Origin of the sequence: Stutzerimonas stutzeri (assembly GCF_024448985.1) — a bacterium.
Lineage (GTDB): Bacteria > Pseudomonadota > Gammaproteobacteria > Pseudomonadales > Pseudomonadaceae > Stutzerimonas > Stutzerimonas stutzeri_AP.
Map to the genome: position 1 here is coordinate 23770 of NZ_JAMOII010000025.1, position 25368 is coordinate 49137.

At 61.5% G+C, this 25368-nt stretch carries 25 protein-coding genes and 1 pseudogene; 13 read left to right on the forward strand and 13 right to left on the reverse strand.

Annotated elements, in window-relative coordinates; translation table 11 throughout:
- Position 1: 1 nt before the first annotated feature.
- Positions 2-1474, forward strand: a complete 1473-nt coding sequence (gene amn / locus NA647_RS18135) for an AMP nucleosidase (protein ID WP_256058947.1) — start codon at positions 2-4, stop codon at positions 1472-1474.
- A gap of 235 nt (positions 1475-1709) precedes the next feature.
- On the opposite strand, the gene NA647_RS18140 is transcribed toward amn, so the two are convergent.
- Positions 1710-2192, reverse strand: a complete 483-nt coding sequence (locus NA647_RS18140; protein ID WP_256058969.1) for a GNAT family N-acetyltransferase — start codon at positions 2190-2192, stop codon at positions 1710-1712.
- A 275-nt stretch (positions 2193-2467) separates the two neighbouring features.
- Between NA647_RS18140 and NA647_RS18145 the strand changes: the two genes are divergently transcribed.
- The 3 genes from NA647_RS18145 (at position 2468) to NA647_RS18155 (ending at position 5486) form a co-directional block, all read left to right on the forward strand.
- Entirely contained in the window at positions 2468-3340 is an 873-nt protein-coding gene (locus tag NA647_RS18145) for a DMT family transporter (protein WP_256058948.1), read from the forward strand.
- Positions 3341-3434: 94 nt separating this feature from the next.
- Complete coding sequence (locus NA647_RS18150) at positions 3435-4298, forward strand: isocitrate lyase/PEP mutase family protein (RefSeq protein WP_256058949.1); 864 nt, start codon at positions 3435-3437, stop codon at positions 4296-4298.
- Positions 4299-4334: 36 nt separating this feature from the next.
- Positions 4335-5486, forward strand: coding sequence for an MFS transporter (locus tag NA647_RS18155; protein ID WP_256058950.1), 1152 nt, complete (start codon positions 4335-4337; stop codon positions 5484-5486).
- Positions 5487-5505: 19 nt separating this feature from the next.
- On the opposite strand, the gene NA647_RS18160 is transcribed toward NA647_RS18155, so the two are convergent.
- Entirely contained in the window at positions 5506-6225 is a 720-nt protein-coding gene (locus NA647_RS18160) for a TorF family putative porin (protein ID WP_256058951.1), read from the reverse strand.
- Between the two features lie 275 nt (positions 6226-6500).
- Between NA647_RS18160 and NA647_RS18165 the strand changes: the two genes are divergently transcribed.
- Entirely contained in the window at positions 6501-6767 is a 267-nt protein-coding gene (locus NA647_RS18165) for a DksA/TraR family C4-type zinc finger protein (protein ID WP_256058952.1), read from the forward strand.
- Positions 6768-6914: 147 nt separating this feature from the next.
- Here NA647_RS18165 and NA647_RS18170 read toward each other — a convergent pair whose 3' ends face one another.
- Both NA647_RS18170 and NA647_RS18175 read right to left on the reverse strand, forming a co-directional pair.
- Positions 6915-7424: a GNAT family N-acetyltransferase gene (locus NA647_RS18170; RefSeq protein WP_256058953.1), complete on the reverse strand. Its 510-nt coding sequence runs from the start codon at positions 7422-7424 to the stop codon at positions 6915-6917.
- The gene (locus NA647_RS18175) at positions 7411-7617 is read right to left on the reverse strand and encodes a hypothetical protein (RefSeq protein WP_256058954.1); all 207 of its coding nucleotides are present in this window, start codon (positions 7615-7617) and stop codon (positions 7411-7413) included. Before NA647_RS18175 ends, NA647_RS18170 begins: the two co-directional genes overlap by 14 nt.
- Before the next feature lie 88 nt (positions 7618-7705).
- Here NA647_RS18175 and NA647_RS18180 point away from each other — a divergent pair, with 88 nt between their 5' ends.
- The 3 genes from NA647_RS18180 (at position 7706) to NA647_RS18190 (ending at position 10436) form a co-directional block, all read left to right on the forward strand.
- A complete protein-coding gene (locus NA647_RS18180) occupies positions 7706-9376 on the forward strand; it encodes a methyl-accepting chemotaxis protein (RefSeq protein ID WP_256058955.1) in 1671 nt (556 codons plus the stop codon).
- Positions 9373-9699, forward strand: coding sequence for a hypothetical protein (locus NA647_RS18185; protein ID WP_256058956.1), 327 nt, complete (start codon positions 9373-9375; stop codon positions 9697-9699). Before NA647_RS18180 ends, NA647_RS18185 begins: the two co-directional genes overlap by 4 nt.
- Before the next feature lie 113 nt (positions 9700-9812).
- Complete coding sequence (locus NA647_RS18190; protein ID WP_272889759.1) at positions 9813-10436, forward strand: pseudouridine synthase; 624 nt, start codon at positions 9813-9815, stop codon at positions 10434-10436.
- A 13-nt stretch (positions 10437-10449) separates the two neighbouring features.
- Here NA647_RS18190 and NA647_RS18195 read toward each other — a convergent pair whose 3' ends face one another.
- The 4 genes from NA647_RS18195 to NA647_RS18210 are packed head-to-tail and all read right to left on the reverse strand — an operon-like array spanning position 10450 to position 13425.
- On the reverse strand, positions 10450-11163 hold the full coding sequence (locus tag NA647_RS18195; RefSeq protein ID WP_256058957.1) for a DUF4198 domain-containing protein: 714 nt from the start codon (positions 11161-11163) through the stop codon (positions 10450-10452).
- Between the two features lie 14 nt (positions 11164-11177).
- The gene (locus tag NA647_RS18200; protein WP_256058958.1) at positions 11178-11501 is read right to left on the reverse strand and encodes a DUF3325 domain-containing protein; all 324 of its coding nucleotides are present in this window, start codon (positions 11499-11501) and stop codon (positions 11178-11180) included.
- A complete protein-coding gene (locus NA647_RS18205; RefSeq protein ID WP_256058959.1) occupies positions 11498-13111 on the reverse strand; it encodes a PepSY-associated TM helix domain-containing protein in 1614 nt (537 codons plus the stop codon). The genes NA647_RS18200 and NA647_RS18205 overlap by 4 nt, the downstream gene beginning before the upstream one ends.
- The gene (locus NA647_RS18210; RefSeq protein WP_256058960.1) at positions 13108-13425 is read right to left on the reverse strand and encodes a hypothetical protein; all 318 of its coding nucleotides are present in this window, start codon (positions 13423-13425) and stop codon (positions 13108-13110) included. The genes NA647_RS18205 and NA647_RS18210 overlap by 4 nt, the downstream gene beginning before the upstream one ends.
- 154 nt (positions 13426-13579) lie before the next feature.
- Between NA647_RS18210 and NA647_RS18215 the strand changes: the two genes are divergently transcribed.
- The gene (locus NA647_RS18215) at positions 13580-14260 is read left to right on the forward strand and encodes a response regulator (protein ID WP_256058961.1); all 681 of its coding nucleotides are present in this window, start codon (positions 13580-13582) and stop codon (positions 14258-14260) included.
- A gap of 8 nt (positions 14261-14268) precedes the next feature.
- Here NA647_RS18215 and NA647_RS18220 read toward each other — a convergent pair whose 3' ends face one another.
- Entirely contained in the window at positions 14269-16260 is a 1992-nt protein-coding gene (locus NA647_RS18220) for a TonB-dependent receptor domain-containing protein (RefSeq protein ID WP_256058962.1), read from the reverse strand.
- 90 nt (positions 16261-16350) lie between these two features.
- On the opposite strand from NA647_RS18220, the gene NA647_RS18225 reads away from it, so the two are divergent.
- A complete protein-coding gene (locus tag NA647_RS18225; protein WP_256058963.1) occupies positions 16351-17673 on the forward strand; it encodes a sensor histidine kinase in 1323 nt (440 codons plus the stop codon).
- 14 nt (positions 17674-17687) lie between these two features.
- On the opposite strand, the gene NA647_RS18230 is transcribed toward NA647_RS18225, so the two are convergent.
- The 4 genes from NA647_RS18230 to NA647_RS18245 all read right to left on the reverse strand — a co-directional run bounded on the left by NA647_RS18230 (position 17688) and on the right by NA647_RS18245 (position 20251).
- Positions 17688-17906 carry a DUF2788 domain-containing protein gene (locus tag NA647_RS18230; RefSeq protein ID WP_131649723.1) on the reverse strand — a complete coding sequence of 73 codons (219 nt, stop codon included), beginning with the start codon at positions 17904-17906 and terminating at the stop codon, positions 17688-17690.
- A 207-nt stretch (positions 17907-18113) separates the two neighbouring features.
- Positions 18114-18593: an Lrp/AsnC family transcriptional regulator gene (locus NA647_RS18235; RefSeq protein ID WP_256058964.1), complete on the reverse strand. Its 480-nt coding sequence runs from the start codon at positions 18591-18593 to the stop codon at positions 18114-18116.
- Positions 18594-18896: 303 nt separating this feature from the next.
- Positions 18897-19835: a cation diffusion facilitator family transporter gene (locus tag NA647_RS18240; protein WP_256058965.1), complete on the reverse strand. Its 939-nt coding sequence runs from the start codon at positions 19833-19835 to the stop codon at positions 18897-18899.
- Positions 19835-20251, reverse strand: a complete 417-nt coding sequence (locus tag NA647_RS18245) for a polyribonucleotide nucleotidyltransferase (protein WP_256058966.1) — start codon at positions 20249-20251, stop codon at positions 19835-19837. The genes NA647_RS18240 and NA647_RS18245 overlap by 1 nt, the downstream gene beginning before the upstream one ends.
- Before the next feature lie 214 nt (positions 20252-20465).
- On the opposite strand from NA647_RS18245, the gene hrpB reads away from it, so the two are divergent.
- The 3 genes and pseudogenes from hrpB to NA647_RS18260 all read left to right on the forward strand — a co-directional run.
- Positions 20466-22964 (forward strand): ATP-dependent helicase HrpB, encoded by a 2499-nt coding sequence (gene hrpB / locus NA647_RS18250; protein ID WP_256058967.1) that lies wholly within the window; start codon positions 20466-20468, stop codon positions 22962-22964.
- Between the two features lie 411 nt (positions 22965-23375).
- Entirely contained in the window at positions 23376-24737 is a 1362-nt protein-coding gene (locus tag NA647_RS18255) for a site-specific integrase (RefSeq protein ID WP_256058968.1), read from the forward strand.
- Positions 24730-25368 (forward strand): annotated as a pseudogene (locus NA647_RS18260) (hypothetical protein); the annotation flags it as partial. The gene NA647_RS18255 and the pseudogene NA647_RS18260, both read left to right, overlap by 8 nt.

Sequence of the window (25368 nt, forward strand, 5' to 3'; positions counted from 1 at the left end):
TATGAATGACATTTCCGAAGGTTTCGCCATTGCCACCAGCGCTGAAGAGGCCGTGGACCACCTTGCCGAGCTGCATCACGGCGCCACTACGGCGCTGAACCAGGCGCTGAAGCGTTACGTGGCCAGCCGCAGCGAGCCGAGTGCATCCGAGCGTGCGTCGTTTCGCTATCCCGAACTGCGCTTGACCTACGAATGCCATGGCGAAGTTCCGGCTTCGACCCGCGCCTATGCCAAGGTGCAGGCGCCGGGCGTCTACAGCGTTACGGTGACTCATCCGGCGGCGTTTCGCAGTTATCTGCTCGATCAGCTGCAGCCGTTGATGCATGACTTTGGCGTGAAGGTGGAAGTCGGGATCAGCGACCGCAACATTCCTTATCCCTATGTAATCGAGCAGGGCGACGAGCTGGCCGGCTCCGGTGTGACCGCAGCTGAGCTGGCGCGGGTGTTTCCCAGCACCGACTTGTCTGCCGCCACCGACGATATTGCCGACGGGCTCTACGACTGGGAGCACGCCGACCCCTTTCCGCTGGCCCTGTTCGACGGTGCGCGAATGGATTTCTCGCTGCGCCGGCTGGTGCATTACACCGGCAGCGACTGGCGGCATGTGCAGCCGTGGATCTTGCTGACCAACTATCACCGTTACGTCGATCAGTTCATCCGCCATGGCCTCGACATGCTGCGCGACGACACCCGTTTCGTGCGCATGGTGCTGCCGGGAAACACCATCATCGAACGTGGTATGGAGGAGGGCGAGGCCCAGGCGATCATCGGCGGCGTGCTCTGGCACCGCTATCAGATGCCGGCCTACCACCTGATCGCCGAGGATGGCGACGGCGTCACCCTGGTCAACATCGGCGTCGGGCCTTCGAACGCCAAGAACATCACCGATCACCTGGCTGTGCTGCGCCCCCATTGCTGGCTAATGATCGGTCATTGCGGCGGCCTGCGGCAGTCACAATCGATCGGTGACTACGTGCTGGCTCACGCCTATATGCGTCGCGATGGCATCCTCGACCGGGTGCTGCCGCCTCATATTCCGCTGCCGGCATTGGCCGAGGTGCAGCAGGCGTTGCAGGAGGCCGCCGCGCAGGTCACCGGCGATAAAGGCGAGGCGCTGAAGCGGCGTTTGCGCACCGGCACCGTGCTGACTTACGACGACCGCAATTGGGAGCTGCGCTGGGCGCAGGAACGGCCGCTGATCAATCTGTCGCGAGCCGTGGCGGTGGATATGGAAAGCGGCACCATCGCCGCTCAGGGCTATCGCCTGCGTGTGCCTTACGGGACGTTGCTATGCGTATCGGACAAGCCGCTGCACAGTGAAATCAAGTTGCCGGGCTCGGCCAATGCCTTCTATGAGCGCGCCGTGACCCAGCACCTGAAAATCGGCATCGCCGCGCTCGATCTGCTTCGTAATCAGCTCAACTCGCTGCACTCGCGCAAGCTGCGCAGCTTCGACGAGCCGCCGTTCCGGTAGGGGCAGCGGCAAGCTGCAAGGAAAAGCCGGAGGTTAGCCCGCAATGCTGTTCGCAGGCGCCATCAGCTCAGGCACGCCTTCGTTTCGGTAGGCCTGCGGCCTATTCGCCGCGAGGTCGCGCCTCCCACTGGAGCGGGTGTGCACCTGCTTCTTCTTAGGAGGCTCTCGGAGCAAACATGATTAAGTGACAGCGTTGCGAAGTCAGTTCGGGCTTCTTTGAAGCTTGCCGCTTCGCTCAATGCAGTGCGCGCACCATGTACACGGCCGGGATCTGGTAGCTGGCCAGATTGCTGGCCTGCGGCTGATCCAGTTCGTCATGCGCGGCGTAGCCGAGGCGCGCCCAGAACGCTTCTGAATCCTGTACCGAAACCAGCGCCGAATAACGCAGCTGCTGAGTTCGGGCCTGTTCCAAATTCTTCTGCACCAGCGCCGGGCCGATGCCACGACCGCTGGCGCGACGGGCTACGGCGAGGTCGTGCAGATAGAGGCAATCGGCTTCGGCGTGGGACTGGAATTCGCCGTCCAGCGGCGTCACCTTGCCAACCCGCGAATGATAGGCGAAGAGGTAGGCGCAGAGGCCAAGGGTATCTTCGGCGACCCAGGCCAGTTGCGGGCACGCGGCAAGGCGGGTGCGGATCACCGCTTCGTCTTCAAGGACTTCGGCAGCATAGGATTCTTCCTGAATCGACATCACGGCAGGAATATCGCGCGCCTGCATCGCTCTCAACTTGAACATCTGGGCTACTCGAACGGACTCGGGCCGGCTGTGTGGCCTGCAACGGGCCGGCGATCATACGCGATCGGCGGCGCAAGGGTGAGCCAGGCGACGAGGGGCGTGGCGGCGCGATGCCGCACCTGCCGATAGCGTTGTCGCCGCCGTCTCGAATGGCGCCAGCGCAGGCGGTCGGAGGATGCCAAGTCGCGACTGACGGCCTCGCGTTTTGCGGGCATAATGCATCGTTAGTTAGCTAGCTATCCCTCTGGTTTTTCTCCTTGAACAATTCACACCAGCCGTTGCTCGGCGTCCTGCTCATTCTCATCTCGTGCCTGGTTCTTGCCTCGCACGACGGGCTGTCCAAGCACCTGACGCTGATTTATCCGGTGTTCCTGGTCATCTGGGCGCGCTACATGGCGCAGACGGTATTGATGGCCGCGCTGTTCGCGCCGCGCATGGGGCGCCGCGTGTTCCATACGCTGCGGCCCGGATTGCAGCTATGCCGTGGCTTGAGTCTGGTGAGCGTGAGCATGCTGTTCATCAGCGGCCTGAGTTTCATCCCGCTGGCCGAGGCCACGGCGGTGATCTTTCTGACGCCGTTGCTGGTGACTGTCGCCTCTGCGTTGCTGGGCGAACACGTCAGCCGCAGCCAGTGGCTGGCGGTGGGTTGCGGGCTGATCGGGGTGATGATCATCGTGAGGCCAGGCGGGGCGCTGTTCACTCCAGCGATCCTGCTGCCGTTCGGCGCGGCGGTCAGTTTCACGCTCTACCAGCTGGTGACGCGTCGGCTCAGCGCTACCGACCACCCAGTGACCAGCAACTTCCTCACCAGTGTGGTCGGTAGTTTGGTGATGAGCGTGCTGGTGATTTTCAACTGGCAGACACCGACGCTGCACGACGCTTTGCTGATGGCGGCACTTGGCGCCATGGCGATGAGCGGCCATCTTCTACTGACCAATGCGTTCCGTTTCGCCAGCGCGGCGACCCTGGCCCCCTTTACCTATGCGCAGATCATCTTCGCCGGTGTCGTGGGCTTCTTCGCCTTCGGCCACGTGCCGGATCTCGGCGCGATCCTGGGCATGGCTATCATCATTGCCAGCGGCCTATGCATGGCCTGGGTGCAGGGGCGCGCACCGCGTCCCCGGCTCTGATTACACCGCGGATGTGCCGTCGGGCCGTCCGCGTCGCTCCAGCATCGACCAACAAGGGCGACTCGACCCTTGCGTGCTTTATTCAGGAAAAATCATGCAAAGAATTTCACATCACACCTTGCGCAACGAATTCCGCCAACTGCTGGCATCCGACCGCTGCTATCACACCGCTTCGGTGTTCGACCCGATGTCGGCGCGCATCGCTGCCGACCTCGAATTCGAAGTAGGCATTCTCGGCGGCTCGGTCGCCTCGCTGCAGGTGTTGGCGGCACCGGATTTCGCGTTGATCACCCTGAGCGAATTCGTCGAGCAGGCCACGCGTATCGGCCGCGTGTCGCGCCTGCCGATCATCGCCGATGCCGATCACGGCTACGGCAACGCGCTCAACGTGATGCGCACGGTGGTGGAACTGGAGCGCGCCGGAATCGCCGCGCTGACCATCGAAGACACCCTGCTGCCGGCCAAATTCGGCCGCAAGTCCACGGACCTGATTGGTATGTTCGAAGCGGTCGGCAAGATTAAGGCAGCGCTCGAAGCGCGTATTGACCCCGCGCTCGCCATCATTGCCCGCACCAATGCCGGCGTGATCGGCCTGGAAGAGGTGATCGCCCGGGTCCAGGCCTACGAGGCGGCGGGTGCCGATGGCATCTGCCTGGTCGGCATTGAGGATTTCGAGCAGCTCGAGCAGGTCGCCGAAAAACTTAGCGTGCCGTTGATGCTGGTGGCCTATGGCAACCCACGCCTGCGTGACAACGAGCGGCTGGCTGCGCTCGGCGTGCGCATCGTGGTCAACGGACACGCCGCCTACTTCGCCGCGATCAAAGCGACCTACGACTGCCTGCGCGAACAACGTCAGATCGACGCATCGGACCTCAACGCATCGCAGCTCTCGGTCAAATACTCGACCGCCGACGAATACATGGCCTGGGCCGAAGACTTCATGCAGGTCAAGGAATAACTGCTGCGCCGGCTCTTTCATCGATCGGGGAATCCAATGAGCCCACGCCTGCTGACCTTCATGGTGGCTTTCGCCGCGTTCCTCGGGCCGTTCACCCAGACCGTCTACGCGCCGATTCTGCCGGAGCTGGGAGCGGCGCTGGCGACCACGCCGCTGATGATCAATCTCAGCATCTCGATTTTCACCTTCGTGCTGGCGTTCATGCAGATCGTCTACGGCCCGCTGGTCGACCGTCGAGGTCGCAAGCGCACGCTGCTGGCGGGGTTGGCGATCTATGTCGGCGCTTCGCTGGGCTGCTTTCTGGCGCCGAATATCGAGACGCTGCTGGTGTTTCGAGCGCTGCAGGCGGTGGGTATCGCCGCCGGTGCGGTGGTGGCGGTCACGGTGATTGGCGATCGTTTCGAAGGGGCGGAGCGTGGCCGGGCGATGGGCTCGTTTCAGATGATGGTGGCGTTGGGGCCGGTGGTAGGGCCGGTAGTCGGCGGCTTCGTCGGCGAGCACCTGGACTTCCATTACGTGTTTCTGCTGTTGGCGATAGTCGGCGCCGCCGCATTGCTGACCAATGCCATCTGGCTTCAGGAAACGCGCCCCGCCGGGACCACGCCCAAGGCTTTCCATCCCGCCGACTATCTGGATGTGCTGCGCAACCATCAGGGGCTGGCGATCATGCTGCTGAGTTTCGTGCAGTACTATGCCTTCTATAACTACCTGGTGTTCATGCCGCGTGTGCTGGACACGAGCTACGGCCTTAGCGCCAGCGAAAAGGGCTTGGTCTTCCTGCCGCTGTCGATTGCCGTGGTGATCGGCAGCTTCGCTGGCGGTCGGCTGCTGGGACGCTGGCGGGCACGCCCGACGTTGCTGGTGACGGCCGGGTTGAATGCCCTCAGTGTGCTGCTGTTTCTCGCCGTTGCGCAGTGGTCGCTCTCGGCGCTTGTCGTGGCGGTGAGCGCCTTCGGGTTGTTTCTCGGCCTGTCGCTGCCTGTGCAGACCAGCCTGCTGATGGATCTCTACCCGAGTAATCGCGCCACCGCCGTTGGCAGCTACAATTTCTTTCGTTTCATGGGCATGGCCACCGGGCCGGTGCTGGGGTCCTGGCTGTTTCAGCATGGAAATCTAGCGCTGCTGTACGGCTTCGCGGCTGCGGTATTTCTGCTGGCGGTGCTGCATGCGCAAAGACGCTTTCGCTAGCGCAGACCGCCGGGCTCGCTCAGAACAGCTGACGCTCGGCCTTGAACATGAAATAGCTCTCGCAGTGCGCGTTCAGCCCCGAATACACGCCGCACTGCTCGCCCCGCAGGCTGGAGTCGGTGTAGGACAGATCCATATGCATGCCGAGCAGCGGGCGGGACAGGTTCAGCGACCAATCGTTGAACACCCGCACGCTGCCGCCGGGGTGATACATAGGGCTGTCCATCGAGTGGCTGGCGTATTTCAGCCGAACCCCGACATCGAACGGCCGGACCGATCCTAGCTCCAGGAATAACGTCCCGTCGGTGCGCCCTGGCGCGCTGCGTAACGCGCCTCCCAGGCGGCTGCCGGCCAGATTGATGCCCGCGTAGTACTCGTGGCGATCGTGGTTTTCAAGTTCGGGAAAGCTGTAGCGAATCACGCCGAGCTCGAAGCCGGGCGTCTCGTCGATATAGGGCTGGGCATAGCCGACATAGCTATTCAACTCCAATGGTTTGCCGTCAAGAATGCCCATGCTTGGCGCCCAATGCCCCACGTACACGCCACCGGCATGAGTAAGGTCCAGCCCGCCGCGAAAGGTACTGGCGGCGGTCGGGTTGACCAGGCCTTGCGCCATGCTCCGGGTTGGGGTCGTGCCGAGCTTGAGATCGAACTGGCCAACCTCGTGTTCGACGACGTCCGGTTGACTGGCGCATCCGCTCAGAGCGAGCGTCAGGGCCATCAGGGTATTTTTGTTCATACACCGTTTCGCTGGTGGATAGTTGTGCCAGCCGTACGTACATAAAGCGCATTAGCAGAGCAGCTGCGGGGTTCGGCTTGGCCGTCGATCGGCTGGAAAGGTTAGTGCATATGCTCGTGGCTCAAGCCCCGCTCGTCGTTTTGACGCCAAGCAAACGACAGGCGGTGCCGAGGAAATGGCGGACAATGACACAGCTTGTGTGGGCTGAACCGCTGACGCTGCGGCGGTTCAAACTTGAACAGTGATTGCTCTGCTCGAACAGGCAGGAGGTTGCGATGGCCACCGGTTGGGCGAACGAAGGCGCGGTGCAGGACCAGATCGACAGCACGATCGAGGACGCCGTTCAGCGCGCACGCAGCAAATTGGGGCGGGGCGAAAGCCTGACGCATTGTGAAGAGTGCGACGCCAAGATTCCCGAGGCGCGGCGGCAAGCGGTCCCTGGCGTACGGTTGTGCGTGAAGTGCCAGTCCGAACAGGACAAGCGAGAAGCCGCATACACCGGCTATAACCGCCGCGGCAGTAAAGACAGCCAGCTGCGTTGAGGCAGTGGAAGCGTCTGCAGATACTGACAGGCCGGCGGAATGCCGCGGGTTCGAGGGGGAAAGCTTTGGCGTTCCGCTCTACCTAGTCGTAGGGTTTATTCGAGCCGGGTGACATTGAGCCCGAAGTCACTCGCCTGACCTTGAGTATCACGGGTTGGCTGCCCTGTGCAGCGTCAGCTGCATGACCGTCAGATCCAACCAGCGGCCGAACTTGCAACCGACCTGTCGCATCTGCCCGACGTGGATGAAGCCCAGTTGCTGGTGCATATGAATCGAGGCGCGGTTCTCGCTCTCGATGGCCGCGACCATTACATGCTTGTCCAACTGCCGGGCGCGCTGGATCAGCGCCTGCATCAGGCTGCGCCCGATGCCGCTACCACGCTGACCGGGACCCACGTAGACCGAATTTTCCACCGTGTGGCGGAAACCATCGTGCGGGCGCCAAGGGCCGAAAGATGCGTAACCTGCGACCCGCTGCTCGTCGTCGACGGCAACCAATACCGGATAGCGCTGTTCATGGCGTTCGGCCAGCCAGGCGCGGCGATTGGCGAGGTCGACGGTCCGGTCGTTCCAGATCGCTGTGCTGTTCTGCACCGCGTCGTTGTATATCTGCAGGATGCCGTCGAGGTCGGCGTCCAGGGCGTCACGTATCTGCACGTTGAAATCCTTCAAAGCAGTTCTGAGTGATGGCGGCGATGGCCGCAACAGTCATTGACTCGTTCTCGCGGGATTGGTTGATGCTGGGCAGCCGCTCGGGTGCCATCTCGGCCCTTTCGATCGAACCAAAACGCCTATCGTTTTTCCGATCGAGCACGGTTCGATCGTGCTGCCGCTCGTCGTTTCCAGCCATGGGGCGCTCAATGTGCGGGGCGGGCGGCCGTAATGCTACATAACCCAGTTCCATGGTGACGCAGTCCCTTGGTGATGGAGTTTGTAGCATGTCTCTCCTGCCTACCCGGATCGCGCCACGCATGACGCTGGGCGTTCTGGTTCTTCTGGTGCTTACCGCTCTGGCTATCTTCGGGGTCATGACCCTGGGTGGCAAACCGAGGCTGGTGGCCACGGGAACCGCCGCCGCTGAGCAGTCGGCCAGCGCATTGGCCCGTCAGCTTGCGCTGCAGCTCAGCCGCATCGAAGGCACCACCGCCGCCATGGCGCATCTGGCTGAAAGGATGCCCAATGACGAAGCGTTAGTGCTGTCGACCCTGCCCAACCTGATCGATAGCCAGGGCGACGCCGCTATCGCTGGCGGCGGGCTGTGGCCGGAACCGAATGCATTCACGCCTGGCATCGAGCGGCGCAGCTTCTTCTGGGCGCGCAACGCCAGCGGCGGGCTGGATTATTCGGAGGAATACAACGCGGCGCAGACGTCCGCCTACCATGCCGAATCCTGGTACAGCGGGGCTCGCGCGGCGGCGCCGGGACGTTGCGTCTGGTCGGACGGCTATCAGGACGCGGTCAGCGGCGTGGCGATGACTACCTGCAGCGTGCCCTACACTCGTGACGGCGCGTTTGCCGGCGTTGCGACCCTCGATCTCAAGCTCGATGGCTTGGCCCGCTTCCTCGAGGCGAACGGCGGCGTGACCGGCGGCTACGCCTTTGTGGTCGATCAGGCTGGTAATCTGCTGTTTTTTCCGGGCGCCAAGGGCAACGGTGGGTTGCCGGCCATGGCCGATCTGGTGCGTGAGCAATCCTGGCTCAAACCAGTCGCCGACGCCGTTGCCGCTCGCGGCGCGGAAGATGCCGTGCTGTTCCTGGAGCACGACGGCCTGGTCGACGGCGCGGCTTACGTGACGCTGGAAACCATGGACGGCACGGGGTGGCGCGTTGGCTTGGTTACGCCGGAGGCGAACGTGACCGGCCTTGCCGACGAGCTGACGCAACAAATCCTGCTGCTTCTGTTGCCGCTGCTGGCGTTGCTGCTTGGCATCGCCTGGCTGGCAGGCAAGCGTCTGTTGGCACAGCTCGAGGAAACCACCGGACAGATCGAGCGGCTGGGGCAGGGCGGTGGGCATGACGGTGCTCAGCTGGAGATTCACCGCGCCGACGAACTCGGGGCGCTGCGCGGCGCCGTCAATCATTACGCCGGTTCGCTGCGTGACATGCTGCGCCGCATCGGCGAGGAATCGGCAAGCCTGGAGCGGCAGGCCGACGAACTGGCCCGTCTTTCCGTTGGGCTGGCCGATCGTGCCGAAGCCCAGCGACAGGACAACACTTTGCTGGCGACCGCGATAACCGAGATGTCAGCCAGCGCGGCCGAGGTTGCGCAGAACACAACCGACTGTTCCGACACCGCTCGCCAGTCACTTGCCGAAGCCGAGCAGGGGCAGGGTCAAGTGCAGCGCAACAGCGAAGTGATCGTCGGGCTGGCTGGCGATATATCCGATGCCGCCTCGGCCATCACCCAGCTCGGCGAGGATATCGAGCGCGTTGGCGGGGTGCTGGACGTCATTAAATCCATTTCGGAACAGACCAATCTGCTGGCGCTCAATGCGGCGATCGAGGCGGCGCGTGCCGGCGAGCAGGGACGCGGATTCGCGGTCGTGGCCGACGAGGTGCGGACCCTGGCGGGACGCGCGCAGAGTTCACCGATGAAATTCAACAGATGATCACCCAGTTGCGTCAGGCCTCGGCCCAGGCGGTTTCGACCATGCAGGCCGGCGCCCAACGCACCGATGAAGCGGTACGGCAGGCTGACGGTGTGGCCGGTACGCTGGGCAACACGGTGAGCAGCTTCGATGGCATCGTCCAGCGGGCGCAGCAGATTGCCGTGGCGGCGCAGGAGCAGAGTCATGTCGCCCAGGAAATCAACGAGCTGGCTGTGCGCATTCACACCGCAAGCGAAGAAGGGGCCCGTGATGCGGCGACGCTGCGCGAACTCGGCCAGGGCATGCAGGCGATATCGCAGCGGCTGGCCGGTATGAGCCGCTGACCGATAGACGCTGGGCTGGCTTTCGTCATGGCGCGCCGCGAGCTACTGGACGATAGCTTGCGAGGTCGGGATCGCCGCCCTAGCATGGCCGCCCCGACCTGGAGCCACTTGTCATGCCCCGCCCTTCCACTCCGCGCCCGCAGCGCCCGGCCGGCAAGCCCCGCCGCGTGGCCAAGGTGCCGCCGGCCGAGCCGCGCCTGTTGCTACTGAACAAACCCTTCGACGTGCTTACCCAGTTCAACGATTCCGATGGACGCGCCACGCTTAAGGATTTCGTGCCAGTAGCGGGCGTCTATCCCGCCGGCCGCCTGGATCGGGACAGTGAGGGCCTGTTGCTGCTGACCAATGACGGGCAATTGCAGGCGCGGATCGCCGATCCCAGGCACAAACTGGCAAAAACCTACTGGGTGCAGGTCGAAGGCGAGGTGACGGACGAGCAATTGCAGCGCCTGTGCGCAGGGGTCGAACTCAACGACGGCATGACGCTGCCAGCTGAAGCCCGCGCCATTGATGAGCCATCGCTGTGGCCGCGCAATCCGCCGGTGCGCTTTCGCAAAAGCGTGCCGACTTGCTGGCTGGAATTGGTAATTCGTGAGGGACGCAATCGTCAGGTTAGGCGAATGACCGCAGCGGTGGGGCTGCCAACGCTTCGGCTGGTGCGGGTCAGGGTTGGTCACTGGACTTTGGATGGGCTGCAGCCAGGCGAATGGCGTGAGGTGCCCGCTCAGCTGAACTGAACGGGCTTATCACTCAATCGATCGCGAAAACCAGATTGGCGCTTGCTTCGTAGCGGGCGCTGCGCGCGTCTGCTTCGTCACTGTGGTGGCTGCTGCGCACGACCCAGACGCCGGCGGTCGGCAATTCCAGACTGGCGATACCCTCGGCATCGGTATTAGCGACGATGCGCTCGCGGCCTGGGCTCAGCGCTTGCACTTTGCCCGCCAGCGGCTCGCCGTCGAAAAGCACCTGAACGCGCAATGCCTTGCCGGTACTTAGGCTGTTGGGATTGTCCAGCGCGATCAGCTCCAGGCGATCACCGCTGCGCGCGCGAAAGGCGTCACCGTCACCGTTCGGATTGACCAATGCCTTGGAGAAACTTTCGATTCGCAACATTTTCGCCGGGTCGTCAGTCTTTTCCTTCTTGTCGATTGGGCGATAGCGGGGCGCGGCTCGCGCCACAAGCAGTGCATTATCTTTCGGCGCGGCGGCTTCACCACGCAGAGCCTTGGCGGCCTCGTCGGCTTCAAGTTTCAGCGGCGTCGTTTTACCGTCCTGCAGCAGCTGCACCTCCACCTGCCGAGGATCAAGCAGGCGCTCGCCCTGAAAGAGTTTTTCGGTCATCAGCACCGAGAATTGCAGCGGCTCGCCGGGATTGGCTGTAACGCTGTCTGGCTTGACCAGGAAGGTATGGGCCTGGGTGAACAACGGAACCAGCAATAGCGCCAGCGCAACGGGTTTGAACATGATCGACTCCATTTTTAGAACAGCAGCAGGGGAAGCGTGAGCGACGGCGCGCCGAACGCCAGCGGAACGATAAGGCGCGGTGCGTAAGTGAGCAGCAGCACTTGGGCGAGGGCGGCGACGCTGAGCAGAGCGGTCCATAGCGCCAGACCGACCGAGACACCGAATGGGTTGATGCAGGGCGCGGCAGCCGCCGCCAGAGCCAGCCAGCCGGCGGCACGCAGGAGCTGGCGTACCGCCGCGGGCGGGCGCTTGCCCAGAATCTGCTCATGATGTCGATCGACGCTCAGGCACAGCGCGACGAAGCCGCTGAAGCACAGCGCCAGGCTCAGCCAGATCATGCTGCGAGCTCCTTCACATCTGTACACGCAACGCTCCGCCGTGGCGCTCGCACGGTGGGGCGATGGGTGGCGACCTTCCAGGCTGCGCCGGCAAACACCGCAGCGAACGCCCAGAGCGTCAAGTCGACACCGGCAACCAACCATTGCCCACGGCCGAGCGTGTTCAGTACATGGCTGTTTGGCAACAGCAGGGCGAACAGCGGCAACGCGGCGAACAGCACCGCGTTGGCACCCAGTTGCTCAACCCAGGCGCGACGGTGCGGGCGGGACAGCGCATGCAGCAGGCTGACTAGCCAAATTGCGAAGAAGCAGCGTATTTCCCATTCGACGCGCCCGTTCAGCGCGGCCGGCAACAGTCGATTGGCCCAGAAATAAGCGGCGATCGCCAAGGGCAAGCCGGCAAGCGTGGCGACGTTGAGAATTTCCACCAATCGATGGCCGAAAGGCGTGCGGCCAAGCTTCTGCCGCTCGGGCAGGCGTTTGTTCACCCATAGCACCATTCCAGTGACGATCATCGCTGTGCCAAGCAGGCCGCTTACGAAAAAAGCCCAGCGCAGCGGTGCACCGGCGAAGCGCAGCAGGTGCAGGCTGGTCAGTACGTTATAGGTTGCGTTAGCCCCGCTGATTGGAGCGCTTACGGGGCCGTTCAGCTGTTCGCCCGTGACACCGTTGAAGCGCAGGCGCTCGCTGCTGCCTCGGTCGATCAGGCTGTCACCACCATGCTCGCGCAGCTCTATGACTGCGTCGGCGGTGCCTGGCTGGCTGACTTGTACGCTGCCGGTACCGCGTGGCCAGTGTTGCTCAGCGATTTCCAGCAGGGGGCGCAGGTCGGTCAGTGGCGCGACTTGGACATCGCTGCCGGGCGCGGCCTCACTGCCGGCGTTGCGCCCGCCACCGCCGCGTCCGCCGCTCTCGGCGAAAAACGCCTGGGCGTCGCCGCGGTAGGCGCTCTCGATGCCCCACGGCATCAGCATGAACATCAATAACAGCAGGCCGCTGTAGGTGATCATCAGGTGGAATGGCAGCGCCAGCACCGCCGTTACGTTGTGCGCATCCAGCCAGGAACGCTGCCCCTTACGCGGGCGAAAGGTGAAGAAGTCCTTGAAGATTTTCTTGTGGGTGATCACGCCACTGACGATCGCCACCAGCATGACCAGCGTGGCGATGCCGACAATCCAGCGCGCAACGATGCGCGGCATGCCGTACAGCTCGAAATGGAAGCGGTAGAGAAAGCCGCCGCCGCGGGTTTCGCGCACATTGATCGGCTCGGCACTGGTGGCGTCGAGGACACGGCGCTGGCCGCCCCCTTTGCCTTGGCGCTCGCCTTGTTCGAACCATTGCACGCGTACCGCGCTGTTGCGTTCCGACGGTAGATTGATGTTCCACACGGCGGCGTTGGGTGCCAGCGTCTGCATCTGTTCGATCACCCGAACAGCGGTATCGGGCTGCGCCATCGAGGCGTGCTGTTCGGGCTGCATCCAGAAGCTGATCTCGTCCTGAAAGAAGCTCAGTGTGCCGGTGAGAAAGATTGCGTAGAGCAGCCAGCCGAGCAGCAGGCCGACCCAGGTGTGCAGCCAGGCGTTGGCCTGACGGAAACCGAGCGCTTTCATGGCTGAACTCCGATCAGCAGCAGATGTGCTGCCGGTAGGCTGCACAGCGCGACGGTCACCCACCACGCGCGACCTGCGCTGGCGGCTGCAAACGCCCAGATCACCACGGCGCAGTACAGGACGAACGACAGCAAGGTGGCGGTGAGGACCGCCTGTGGTCTAGGCAACGGCAGTGCAAGTGCCAGGCTCGCGGTGGCCAGCGCGGCGAACGCATAGCCACCAAAAATGGCCAGGATCGCCCGCGATGCGATGACCAAACGATGACGTGCGCTAGCAGAGGCCGTCCAGGCGAGGTGCTTGGTTACCGGCGGCATGATGCGTGCTGCCTGGTCGCCAAAGGAAAATATGTCTGATGAGTATTAGAACATTGCGCGGTAATCATAATATATTTCAATTGAGGTTGATTCTTATCTACTATCTCAGGCTTGGCTGACCGTAGCCTGACGCCAGCCTGTCGCGGTGAAACTCATGAAGTTGCTTGTCGTTGAAGATCATTCAGTACTGCGTGGGTTGCTGGTGAAGCATCTGGAGCGGGCCGGTTTTGTTGTTGATGCCGCCGAACATGGCCGTGAGGCACAGGCGATGCTGGGGCTGAGCCGCTACGATGCGATGATTCTCGACCTCGGTTTGCCTGACATGGACGGTCTGTCATTGCTCGCCGCCCGCGCTGCGACACTCAACGGCGACCTGCCGTGCATCATCCTCACCGCCTGTGATGCATTGGAAAGCCGAGTCGCAGGGCTCGATGCCGGTGCCGATGATTATTTGCTCAAGCCCTTCGAAATGGCTGAGTTGGAGGCGCGTTTGCGCGCGGTGCTGCGGCGTCCAGGTACGCGGAGTGCTCGGAGCCTGCAGCTGGGCAACCTCAGCCTCTGCTTGGACTCCCGTTGCGTGCAGGTCGCGCAGTGCCCGCTGATCCTTTCCAAGCGAGAAATGGCGCTGCTCGGCGAGCTGTTGCGCAGCGCGCCGAGGGTAGTCATCAAGGATCATCTCGAAGAACGCCTGTATTCGCTTGACGCGGCTGTTACGCCGAACGCCATCGAGGCGCTGGTCTCGAGACTGCGACGCAAGCTGATGGCGGCCGGAGCCGACAGCAGCATCGAGACCTTGCGCGGGCTGGGTTACCGGCTGACGCCGAACGCTTCGTAAACACCGCTTTAGAAATTCAGCGCTACGCCGACGTTGAGCCGACGGCCATCCAGCGTCTTACCGTAGTCGGAGTTGGAAATTTCCTTGTCGAACACGTTGTACAGGCCGGCATAGACATCCATGTTTTCGCTAACCCGGTACAGGCCGCCGAGGTCGACCATGGTGTAAGCCGGGCGCTGCTCCAGATCTTCATCCGATACGGTTTCGCTCTTGTAACGTGCTTTCGCCCAGAGTTTCAGGGTCTCTGTGGTGCGCCAGTCCAGGCCAACGTTGAGCATGTGCTTGGGCAGGTTGTTGAACGGTTTACCGACGTCTTCCGGGGAAGCCTCCGACTCGGTGATCTCACTGTCGGAGTAGGTGTAGTTAGTCTTCAGATCCAGCGATGCGGTGAGCGGTACGTTGAAGAAGGTTTCCACGCCCTGCAGTTCGGCAGCGTCCTGGTTGATGTACTGGTTGATTGTCTGGCGCGGTGCGATGCCATTGACGGTACAGGCAGGTGCCGAAGCGGGGCTGGTACAGAACAGGCGTTTGCCGATCTTGTCTTCGAATTCGGTATAGAACACCGTCACGCCCGAACGGATACCGTTGGCTGCATCCCACATCAGACCCATTTCATAGTTGACGCTGTTTTCCGGTTTCAAAGCCGAGTTGCCCATGTCATAGGATCTTCCGCGACCGGCATTTTCGACGATGCTGGTATCGGCCTGTTTCAGGGTCGGCGTTTTGTAGCCACCGCTGACGCCACCCTTCAATACCAATTCGTCGGTGAGGCGATAGACGCCATACAGACGCGGGGTGAGCTCTTCGCCGTAGTGCTCGTTTTCGTCATAACGCAGCCCTGCGGTTACCGACAGCGCATCGGTGACGTAAAACTCGTCTTCGACAAACAGTGCGCGCTGCCAGCGTTCAAGTTCCATGTCGGCACCGTAAAAGCGGCCGACATCGTGGTCGGTGGTTTCCCATTTGTACTCGCCGCCCAGAGTCATGGTGTGGCGATCGAACGGAAGCACGGTCTTGCTGTTGAGGATGGTGGCCGAATACTCCGAATAGGCGGTGCCGTTCTCAATCTCAACTTTTTCGTTGGTGAGGAAGGTGTCGGTTCTGAAGCTGTTGCCCCAGTTCAGCGCGTGGCTGACGCCGTAATGAGTGCGGACGTTGTCCATTTCGCCGGTAGCGCCACTCTTTTCAGTGCGTTCGTTGTCGCTTTCGCCACGGCCGGCTTCGAACTGGAAGCTGTGCATGTCGTTGAGCACGATGTCGAGCAGCGCGGTGTTGTCAATGCTGGTCTTTTCCGCGTAGCCACCCTCGATTTCATCTTCGTCACGATGGTTGCGCGAGCCATACAAGCTCAACGCCAGATGATCCTGTATCAGCGGTCCGCTTAGGTAGTAGCGGGCCTGATTGGCAGGACCAGCGTCGCTATTCTCGTGGAACAGTCGGTCGTAGCTAACGGTGCCTGACCATTCGCGGGCAGTGGCTTTCTTTGTGATGATGTTGATCACGCCGGCCAGCGCGCTGGAACCATACAGAGAAGACATCGGGCCGCGGATCACCTCGATGCGTTCGATGGCCGACATCGGTGGCAGCCAGCCGAACCGGGTGGCGCTGCCGAAACCGTTGTAGTAGGCCTCGCTAGAGCTGCCCAGCGGCCTGCCATTGACCAGGAACAGGGTGTAATCCTCGCCCAAACCACGAATGTTGATCGAGGTGGATTCCAGCTTGCCACCGGCGCCACCCTCGATGGACACACCAGGAATGTCCTGCAGCGCATCTGTTACGTCGCGGTAGTATTTGCCCTCCAGTTGTTCCTTGCTAATGACCGTTATCGAAGCTGGCGCGTCGATCAATTGCTGTTCGTAGCCCGCCGCGGTGACAACGATGTCCTTGAGACCGACTGCCTTGGAATCATCAGCTGGCGCGTACGGAGCTACGACCCCGGCGATGGCCATGGCAAGTGTGGTCTGGAGAAAATAGTGGCGGCGCATACGCAATGCAGACATGAAAAAGCAAGCTCCCTGTGAATAACTCTCAAACGTTAATAAATCTCATTAAGGACAACTATGTCATTAAGACCTGACACGAACCTGACGATGCCGAAACGGCGCAGCCTGCATCGGCGGGTGCTGATCGCACTGTTAGTCGTGTTCGTGCTGGGCTTCGGCAATGTTGCCGTGCACCTGTACGGCACTCGCGACGAGTTGCGCCGCGTGGTGCTGTCAATCCAGGCGCGGGCTATCAGCGAGGGAATGCGCAGCGATAGCGACTTCACCGCGCTGCCGCGAAACTCCGGCGGCGCTGAGCTGGGCTACACCCTGTACTCAGCCGAAGGACAATTGCTGTGGTTTTCAGAAAACCTGGAGCGGCCACGGCGGCTGCGCACCGCGTTGTTGGAGCGTGAGCCGGGCTGGTGGCGCTGGAGCCCTTATGGTGGGGCCGTGATCAATGTCCCGGTACGTCTGGAGGACGGCGCGATTCTGATGGTTTCGCGCAATGACGCTGCCGAGCGTGGAATGCTTGACGACCTGTTAAAGGATCGGCTGCGCCAGAGCATGGTGATCATGCTGCCGCTGGGGCTGGTGTCGGTAGCGCTGATCCTCCTGCTTCTTAACTGGACGCTGCGCCCGGTGCGCCGCGCCGCTGTGCTTGCACGTGAGATTGGTCCGGATGAGCCCCAGCGGCGCATTGCGCTGGACGATTTACCGCAGGAAATCCATCCGCTGGCCGAAGCGGCGAATAATGCGCTCGACCGGCTCGCTTCGGCCTATGCCGCCGAGCGACGTTTCGTCGCCGATGCTGCTCACGAATTGCGCACACCGCTGACGGTGCTTGATTTGCGCCTTCAGGATGCCCACCAAAGTGGTCAGCCCGATTGGCCCGCGCTGGGTATGGAAATGCGTCAGATGCGCAGGTTGGTAGCGCAATTGCTGGAGCTTGCGCGGCAGGATGGCGCAGCTGTGGAATGCTGCAACGGATCGGCACAGCGGGCGAATATTTCACGTGTAGTGCGTGAATCCTCGGCGGCTCTGCTGCCACTATTCGAAGCACAGCAGCGTGTTATCGAAGTTGATATTACCGATGATCTGGAATGCCGCGGCAACGCCGACCAGTTGCGTGAGGCTCTGACCAACCTGCTGGAAAACGCACTGGTGCACGGGATCGGCGAGGTACGGGTGACGTTAAGCGCGGAGGGTGCGGTCCTGCACTTGGATGTTGTCGATCAGGGCGATGGCGTACCGCCGGAGGAACAAGAGGCGATGTTTCAGCGCTTTCGTAAAGGACGCCAGGGCAGCGAGGGGACCGGGCTGGGCCTGGCCATCGTCCGACGAATCGTCGAGAACGCTGGCGGACGGGTGGGGTTCGTCATTGGGCGGCCAAGCCTGGTGCGCGTCGTGTTGCAGAGAGTCGGTGTGTAGGGCTGCGCAGACGCTTAGTGCGGAATACCCTGCGTCACTTCGATGATGTAGCCGATGATCGGTTTGGCGATGAATGCGAACAGGCACAGGCCCAGCCCCAGAAACAGAATGGTCGTACCGAGTCGGCCGGCTTTGGATTTCTTGGCCAGGTCCCAGATGATGAACGCCATGAAGGCGATCAGGCCGCCAACCAGGACGATCATCATCCACTTTTCGAAAACTTCGGGCTCCATCGATTACTCCGCTTGGTTAGGCCTGTATGAAAACGTAGCGAGCGCAGTGCTTTCACATGGCCTGAGTCGATACAGCTATGACAGCCGGCGAACGTTTATCGACGAGCGAGACGCTATTTCTATAAGTGGTGCGCGCGGGGGCATAGCAAGGCGGCGGCGATTATACGCCAAGTCCGGCAGCGTCGATGCCCGGCGCGGCAATGGGTCTCAGGCGCGCAGGTGATCCAGCGGCAGTTCAGTACTGGACGACACCTGACGCAGCACGAAACTCGAACGCACGCTGGAGACGCCTTCGATGCGGGTCAGCGTGCCGAGCAGAAAGGCCTGATAGTGCTCCATGTCGGGCACCACGACCTTGAGCTGGTAATCGGCGTCCATCCCGGTGACCAGGCTGCATTCCAGCACTTGCGCGCATTTGCCGATCACCCCTTCGAAATGTTCGAAGCGCTCCGGCGTGTGCCGATCCATGCCGATCAATACGTACGCAGTCAGGGTCAGGCCGAGCTTTTTGCGATCCAGTAGCGCCACTTGGCGAGCGATGTACCCGTCGTCCTCGAGCTGTTTGACCCGCCGCGAGCAGGGTGACGGCGACAAGCCGATACGCTCGGCCAGGTCCTGATTGGAGATGCGTGCGTCGTGCTGCAATTCGGCAAGAATCCGCAGGTCATGGCGGTCGAGTTTGCTCATTTCGAATAGCTCGCGTGGTTTGATTGCGTGGAACTATGCTCTTCTCCGTAAGAATTGCGCAACACATATGGATTTGAGCAATCTTCGCAAACATCTGCCGGCATGCGGGGCGTAAGCTTTATCCAACTTCAGCCCCCGGCAGAACTGACGCGGTACTTATCCCGCCGCGCCAACCGCCGACCTTATCGAGGTCATCGGTCCGGGCCAGCACCGCCCATAAGGCGCTGCCGAAGATCCCGCCACACGCGGTCAGCGAATTCAGCAGTATTGAAAAAAGACCACGTCTCGCCACGTGGTCTTTTTTTATGGGTGGCCGGCAGGTTCCGACGCTGGGCGCGGTCTTACTACTTCAAGCGGGTCGGCATGGACCAGCACTTCGGCACGCGGGTAGCGGTCCTGAATAGCCCACTCGACCGCTTCGCAAAGTGTATGGGCCTCAATCAACGGCAGCTGTCCCGGCAATTCCAGGTGCAGCTGCACGAACCAGCGGGTGCCCGAAACACGGGTCCGCAGGTCATGACAGCCAACCACGCCAGGCACAGCACAGGCCAGTCGATGCATATCCTCGCTGACGTCCGGCGGCAGTTCGGTGTCCATCAGCACCGCGCCGGCTTCGCGCACGATGCTCAGCGCGCTCCAGAAGATGTACACCGCGATGGCGATGCCGAAGACCGCATCCAGGCGATCCCAGCCATACCCGGCGAGGATCAGTGCCACGAGAATGCTGCTGTTGAGCAAAAGGTCGGATCGGTAGTGCAGCGAGTCGGCGCGGATCGCCGTGGAGCCGGTTTCGCGCACCACATGACGCTGGTAAGCCAGCAGCGCCACAGTCAGCACCAATGACAACACCATCACGGCGATGCCGAGGGTCGGCGCGCCCAACGGCTGTGGATGCAGCATGCGGTCGACACCCTGAACGCAGACCAGGATCGCGCTCACCGAAATGAATGCACCCTGGCCAAGCCCGGCCAGCGCTTCGGCCTTGCCGTGCCCGTAGCGATGATCGTCATCGGCGGGGCGCAGCGAGTAGTGCACCGCCAAGAGGTTGAGCAGCGAGGCAGCGCCGTCCAGCAGCGAATCGGTAAGACCGGCCAGCAGGCTGACCGAACCGCTCATCCACCAGGCCAGCGCCTTGCTTGCCGCCAACGTCAGCGCCACGGCCAACGCCAGACGCGTGGCGCGGCGCATCAGCCTCGCGTGCTCGGCGCTGACGCCCTTGCGCCGTTCGCTGGTGTGCTGCATCAGGCTGCGGGACGCAATCCAAAGGCGGCCAGTTGCTCGATGCTGCCGTTGTGCTGAATCAGCCGTGGATCGTCCAACGGCAGGCTGCGGCCGGTTTCCGCTTCGATGATGGCCTTGAGTCTGGCCTGGTCGATAACGCCGTCGGCGCCGATGGCTTCCTGAAGCTTTTCCGGGGCCATCGAATATTCGTTGTCGGGCAGGTAGATCGCGCCGGTGGCGAAGTCGATGCCGAAGGCGATCAGGCCGGGAATCACATAGAACAGCAGGCCGACGGCATTGGCGATCGCGATGGCCGGGTCGATCTTGCCGTCGATCTGCCCGCGCCGGTCGGGGTAGAACAGCGTGCCGCAGGCGGTCAGCTGGGTGAACAGGGAGACGGCCAGCACGCCGCCGATAACACGGGAACGAGTACGCATAAGGACCTCCGGAAAAGTGGGCGCAACTATACAAGGGCCGTGTGATGTTTTCTCGACATCAGACTGTCTTGCCTGGGTGACCGTTCGCCACGTCCTGCATTGGAGGCGGGAGCTGAGGGAAAAGGCGACCGAGTTGCCTTGTCGTCTAGCTTTCCAGTCTCCAGCGCTTTTCCCTTCTTTACCTTTACAATCTTCGCCCTCACGCGGAGTGCCCATGATTTCCCTGCCGATCGATCAAGCCCTGCCGGCGCTGCGCCAGGCCCTACGAATCCGTAACGAAGCGGTGCTCGAAGCACCACCTGGCGCGGGCAAGACCACCCGCGTTCCGCTGGCGTTGTTGGACGAGCCGTGGCTGGCCGGGCAAACCATCCTGATGCTGGAGCCACGGCGGCTGGCCGCTCGTGCCGCGGCCGAACGGTTGGCCAGTGAGCTGGGCGAGAAGGTCGGCGAGACTGTCGGTTATCGCATCCGTCTGGACAGCAAGGTCGGGCCGAATACCCGTATCGAAGTGGTTACCGAAGGTATTCTGGCGCGCCGACTGCAGGACGATCCGGCGCTCGAAGGCGTGGGGTTGGTGATCTTCGATGAATTCCACGAGCGCAGCCTGGACGCCGATCTGGCGCTGGCGCTGACCCTCAATGCGCGCGTGCTGCTGCGCGATGAGCCGCTCAAACTGCTGCTGATGTCCGCCACACTGGAAGGCGCGCGGCTGTCGAGCCTGCTCGACGATGCGCCGGTGGTGCGCAGCGAGGGGCGCATGTATCCGGTCGCTCAGCGTTGGGGACGGCCGTTCCAGCCCGGCGAGCGCATCGAGCCAAGAGTGGTGCAAACGGTCCTGCAAGCGCTGGATGAGGAACCCGGCAGCGTGCTGGTCTTCTTGCCGGGACAGGCCGAAATCCGCCGCGTGAACGATATTCTGGCCGAGCAACTGGCGGAGCGGGACGAGGTAATGCTGTGCCCGCTGCACGGCGAACTGGAGCTGAGCGCCCAGCGTGCGGCCATCGAACCGGCGCCGGACGGCAAGCGCAAGGTGGTGCTGGCGACTAACATCGCCGAAACCAGCCTGACCATCGAAGGCGTGCGGGTGGTGGTCGATGCCGGCTTGGCGCGGGTGCCGCGGTTCGATCCCGGCAGCGGCATGACCCGTCTGGAAACCCGTCGCATCTCCCGCGCCTCGGCGACTCAGCGGGCCGGTCGCGCCGGGCGTCTGGAGCCAGGGACCTGCTATCGGCTGTGGTCCGAAGATCAGCACGCGCAACTGGCGGCCTATGGCGAAGCGGAAATCCTCCAGGCCGATCTGGCCGGGGTGGCGCTGCAACTGGCGCGATGGGGCGTCGAGCCGGATGAGCTGAGCTGGTTGGACGCGCCGCCTGTGGCCGCTTATGCGCAGGCGCAGGATCTGCTGCAGCGCCTCGGCGCGCTCAGCCGTAACGCCCGCGGCGGTTGGCAGCTGACCGCTCACGGCCAGGCCATGGCCGAACTGCCGGCGCATCCGCGCATCGCCCATATGTTGCTGCGCGGCCAGGCGCTGGGGCTTGGTCCGCTGGCGGCCGATCTCGCTGCATTGCTGGTAGAGCGCGACATTCAGCGCGGCGGCAGCGATATCTTCACCCGCCTCGGAATGCTCGCCGGCAGCGCGGGTCGGCATGCCGGCGCGCAGCGGGTACGTCAGCTGGCCCGGCAGTTTCGCGGTCTGTTGCGCGGCCCGGCGGGCGATGCTCCGACTGATGTAGATGATCAGCGCTGGCATGGCGCGCTGCTGGCCTTCGCTTATCCCGACCGAATCGCCCGGCAGCGCCGCGAGGGCGGTGGCGAGTACCGTCTGGCCAATGGGCGGGGCGCGGTGTTCGGCGAGCCGGATGCGCTGATGAAGGAGCCTTGGTTGGTGATCGCCGAACTGGGCAGCCGTCAAGGTCAGCGCGAAGAGCGCATCTATCGTGCCGCAGCACTGGACCCGACGCTGTTCGACGAGGTGCTGGCCGAGCAGGCGAGCCAACACGACGCGCTGGAATGGGACGAACGCGAAGGCGTGCTGCGCGCCGAACGGCAGCGGCGGGTCGGCGAACTAGTACTCAGCCGTGAACCCTTGCCGGGGCTGGATGAAGAGGGGCGTGGTCGAGCCCTGCTCGGGCTGGTGCAGCGCAAGGGGCTGGAATTGCTGCCCTGGACGCCAGAGATTCGCCAATGGCAGGCGCGCATCGCCCTGCTTCGGCAGATCGATCGGGATGCGGGCGGCGCCAGCGAATGGCCGGATGTCAGCGACACGGCGTTGCTCGACCGTCTCGAAGATTGGCTGCTGCCTTATCTGGGCAAGGTTTCACGGCTAGCCCACTTCGCTCAGCTGGACCTGAAAAGCATGCTGGCAACATTGCTGCCCTGGCCGTTGCCGCAGCGGCTCGACGAGCTGGCCCCGGTCGCCATCACCGTGCCTTCTGGTTCGCGGGTACGGCTGGATTACAGCGAGTCGCCGCCGGTGCTGGCGGTACGTCTGCAAGAACTGTTCGGATTGGCCGACACGCCGCGCATTGCCGGCGGGAGGCAGGCGGTGAAGCTGCACCTGCTTTCCCCGGCGCGCCGTCCGGTGCAGGTGACGCAGGATCTCGCAAGCTTCTGGGCCAACACCTACAGCGAGGTGAAAAAGGATCTGAAGGGCCGCTACCCCAAGCTATTCCATAAGTTGGACCCATGGGTGGAGTCGCTTAACAAGAAGTGATTGACAGTTTTCGCAGAGACCTCCCTCTGTAACATGGATCGTTGACAGATCACCTCTGAAAATCCGAGTGAGCGGGGATACAGCCTGAGAAGTGATCGCCCGGATAGGGCTTTGCTGCTCGTCATCTCAAGCTCTTTGTGCATAGCCGCGCTACCGGCTGCTTTGAGGTAGAAGGCGTCTACTGCGGCTTCAGTTGCAATGCTGCCTTAAACTCCACTGCGGCGGGGTGAGAAAGTGCAGCGACTTGAGATGCATCGTAAACGCCTAATCGCTAGTGTCGACTCATCTAAGTTAAGGGTGAGTCATGTCCTATCGAAATCCTCTGCACGAAGCGCGCCTGGTTCTTCTTCCGGCCCTTCGAAACGCCTTCTCAGGTCTGCGCATCAGTGAAGTGCCAGGCGCAAAAAAATTATGCTGGAAGGGAGCGCCTCTGAAATTGTGTATCAGGTTGGTGAAGTTGGCGGAGATAACTACCCTGATTTATATAATTTCCCGTTTCTGTTTCACTCAAATGGAGATCCGTGGAAAGAGACTAACGATTATCTGCTGAGCCTAATGCGTGACAAGGCTCCGATCAATCGGCGCACTGACGATGTTCGGCGGCGAGCCAGCAAACTGATTGATTACCTGTTGTTCTGTGAGGATAACAACCTTGATTGGCTCGACTTCTCCGGTGCTCGGCCTCCGCTTCGTCCGACATACAAATACTTCTACCACCTGATTAACGAAGGCACTCGCAGTAATCAGGTAATCAATCAATACACCGGAGTTGTCTATCACTTTTACAAGTACGTTTCCGAGCATTGGCATGATCTCGACATGAAGCGTGTCGATACGATCAAGCAGGTACGGTTCATCGTGAAGGGATATAAAGGCGTCAAGGTCGTAGAAGCAGAAAAGCGCAGTCAAACGCAGCGCACACCGCCGGTTAGTTCAGTGCCGCTGGGGTTCGTGCGGGAAGACGGCGAGGATCTTAGGCCGCTTTCTAATCGTGAGTTGGGTGCGTTTCTTTCCGCCGTTCGCAATGAAAAAGAATGGTCTGCGGTTGAGCGATTGATCCTGATGGCCTCGCTAATGACGGGTGCCCGAAAGCAAACCGTTCTGACCATGCGCTTGAAGCATTTGAAGGGTTTTACAGATGACAAGCTGGAGCGGGAGGGCGCCTATAAATTACATGCCGGCCCCCGGACAGGCATTGATACGAAATACGACAAACCGCAAGTCCTGTACGTTCCGAAGCAACTTGCCGAAGAGCTGGTCACGCTTGCCAAAAGCCCGATGATGAAGAAGCGGCGGGAGAAGTTCAGTGCTCAGTTAGAGTCCAGTCATCCCGGCCTGTCGGTCGCCGAAGACAATATGTATTTGTTTCTCTCCGATCAAGGCAACTGCTATTACATGGCCAAAAGCGATCCGCGCTATACGATTGTGAAGTCCCCGCAGGCAGGACAGGTAACGGAAACGATTAAGCGCAAGTTGATCCTAAAAGCCTCTAGCCCATTCCCGAAAGACTTTTCATATCACTGGCTGCGAGCGACCTTTGCCTATCAACTCTACCAGCGCTTGCAGGTATTGGTTCAGGAAGGGGCGTTGAAACCGGGCGAAGACATTGACTTTATTCAGAAGCGGATGCACCACGAGTCCAGGGAAACGACAGAGAACTACCTAAAATTGTTCAAGATGACTCACGAAAAGGTCATGGCCCAAGAGATTTGGGAGGGCAAGTTGTTCAATGGCGGTTACGCGGTGCTGAAGGTGGCTGCGCACGATGAATAGTCGTCAGCACTTCGAGCATCGTGGCAATACGCAAATTATTACGCTGAGTGAAGTCACCCGTGAGTTTGCCGAGCCTGAGCTCTTGCGTTTGAAACTGTCTCCGAAGGTGATAAAGAAGCCGTTGGATATTGGCAGTTTTGCATACTTGCTGCGTGGTAAGAATGAAAAAACTCAGGATGATCGCGGCACGCCGGTAGGGATTGAGTCTTTTGTTGAAAGCCGTCGTGAACTGATTGTGAGGCTTCTGGAGTCCTTTGCCGGTCTGCGTGATAAGACAGTCCTATTGCGAATGGTACTTACTGAATACTTTATCGACTGGCTGAACGCGCAAGGTTACAGGGAAATTTTTGCCAGTGCAGCGCAAGCCCAGCAAGCCTATCGAGACTATACCGCGCACCTGAATCATCAAATAGCCCATCAGGTATTGAGGCCCATCAGTGCGAGAAATAGTCAGTTTAATGTTTCTAGGATTATTGAACTGCTTTACCCAGAAGACAGGCACCATATTCTAGCGGGTGCGCCCCTGATCATTGCCGAAAAAGGCTCTGAGGCAGCCAGCGCTGTCCATGTTGAGGTGTGCCGGGACGTTTATTTGGCGATTGCCCAGCAATGCAGCGTTTTCGTCCTAAGG

What these genes read in the sequence shown, in the direction of transcription:
- amn (WP_256058947.1), top strand. Translation starts at nt 2, where the DNA reads ATGAATGACATTTCCGAAGGTTTCGCCATTGCCACCAGCGCTGAAGAG.
- NA647_RS18140 (WP_256058969.1), bottom strand. Translation starts at nt 2,192, where the DNA reads ATGCAGGCGCGCGATATTCCTGCCGTGATGTCGATTCAGGAAGAATCC.
- NA647_RS18150 (WP_256058949.1), top strand. Translation starts at nt 3,435, where the DNA reads ATGCAAAGAATTTCACATCACACCTTGCGCAACGAATTCCGCCAACTG.
- NA647_RS18155 (WP_256058950.1), top strand. Translation starts at nt 4,335, where the DNA reads ATGAGCCCACGCCTGCTGACCTTCATGGTGGCTTTCGCCGCGTTCCTC.
- NA647_RS18160 (WP_256058951.1), bottom strand. Translation starts at nt 6,225, where the DNA reads ATGAACAAAAATACCCTGATGGCCCTGACGCTCGCTCTGAGCGGATGC.
- NA647_RS18165 (WP_256058952.1), top strand. Translation starts at nt 6,501, where the DNA reads ATGGCCACCGGTTGGGCGAACGAAGGCGCGGTGCAGGACCAGATCGAC.
- NA647_RS18175 (WP_256058954.1), bottom strand. Translation starts at nt 7,617, where the DNA reads ATGGCTGGAAACGACGAGCGGCAGCACGATCGAACCGTGCTCGATCGG.
- NA647_RS18180 (WP_256058955.1), top strand. Translation starts at nt 7,706, where the DNA reads ATGTCTCTCCTGCCTACCCGGATCGCGCCACGCATGACGCTGGGCGTT.
- NA647_RS18185 (WP_256058956.1), top strand. Translation starts at nt 9,373, where the DNA reads ATGATCACCCAGTTGCGTCAGGCCTCGGCCCAGGCGGTTTCGACCATG.
- NA647_RS18190 (WP_272889759.1), top strand. Translation starts at nt 9,813, where the DNA reads ATGCCCCGCCCTTCCACTCCGCGCCCGCAGCGCCCGGCCGGCAAGCCC.
- NA647_RS18195 (WP_256058957.1), bottom strand. Translation starts at nt 11,163, where the DNA reads ATGTTCAAACCCGTTGCGCTGGCGCTATTGCTGGTTCCGTTGTTCACC.
- NA647_RS18200 (WP_256058958.1), bottom strand. Translation starts at nt 11,501, where the DNA reads ATGATCTGGCTGAGCCTGGCGCTGTGCTTCAGCGGCTTCGTCGCGCTG.
- NA647_RS18205 (WP_256058959.1), bottom strand. Translation starts at nt 13,111, where the DNA reads ATGAAAGCGCTCGGTTTCCGTCAGGCCAACGCCTGGCTGCACACCTGG.
- NA647_RS18210 (WP_256058960.1), bottom strand. Translation starts at nt 13,425, where the DNA reads ATGCCGCCGGTAACCAAGCACCTCGCCTGGACGGCCTCTGCTAGCGCA.
- NA647_RS18215 (WP_256058961.1), top strand. Translation starts at nt 13,580, where the DNA reads ATGAAGTTGCTTGTCGTTGAAGATCATTCAGTACTGCGTGGGTTGCTG.
- NA647_RS18220 (WP_256058962.1), bottom strand. Translation starts at nt 16,260, where the DNA reads ATGTCTGCATTGCGTATGCGCCGCCACTATTTTCTCCAGACCACACTT.
- NA647_RS18225 (WP_256058963.1), top strand. Translation starts at nt 16,351, where the DNA reads ATGCCGAAACGGCGCAGCCTGCATCGGCGGGTGCTGATCGCACTGTTA.
- NA647_RS18230 (WP_131649723.1), bottom strand. Translation starts at nt 17,906, where the DNA reads ATGGAGCCCGAAGTTTTCGAAAAGTGGATGATGATCGTCCTGGTTGGC.
- NA647_RS18235 (WP_256058964.1), bottom strand. Translation starts at nt 18,593, where the DNA reads ATGAGCAAACTCGACCGCCATGACCTGCGGATTCTTGCCGAATTGCAG.
- NA647_RS18240 (WP_256058965.1), bottom strand. Translation starts at nt 19,835, where the DNA reads ATGCAGCACACCAGCGAACGGCGCAAGGGCGTCAGCGCCGAGCACGCG.
- NA647_RS18245 (WP_256058966.1), bottom strand. Translation starts at nt 20,251, where the DNA reads ATGCGTACTCGTTCCCGTGTTATCGGCGGCGTGCTGGCCGTCTCCCTG.
- hrpB (WP_256058967.1), top strand. Translation starts at nt 20,466, where the DNA reads ATGATTTCCCTGCCGATCGATCAAGCCCTGCCGGCGCTGCGCCAGGCC.
- NA647_RS18255 (WP_256058968.1), top strand. Translation starts at nt 23,376, where the DNA reads ATGCTGGAAGGGAGCGCCTCTGAAATTGTGTATCAGGTTGGTGAAGTT.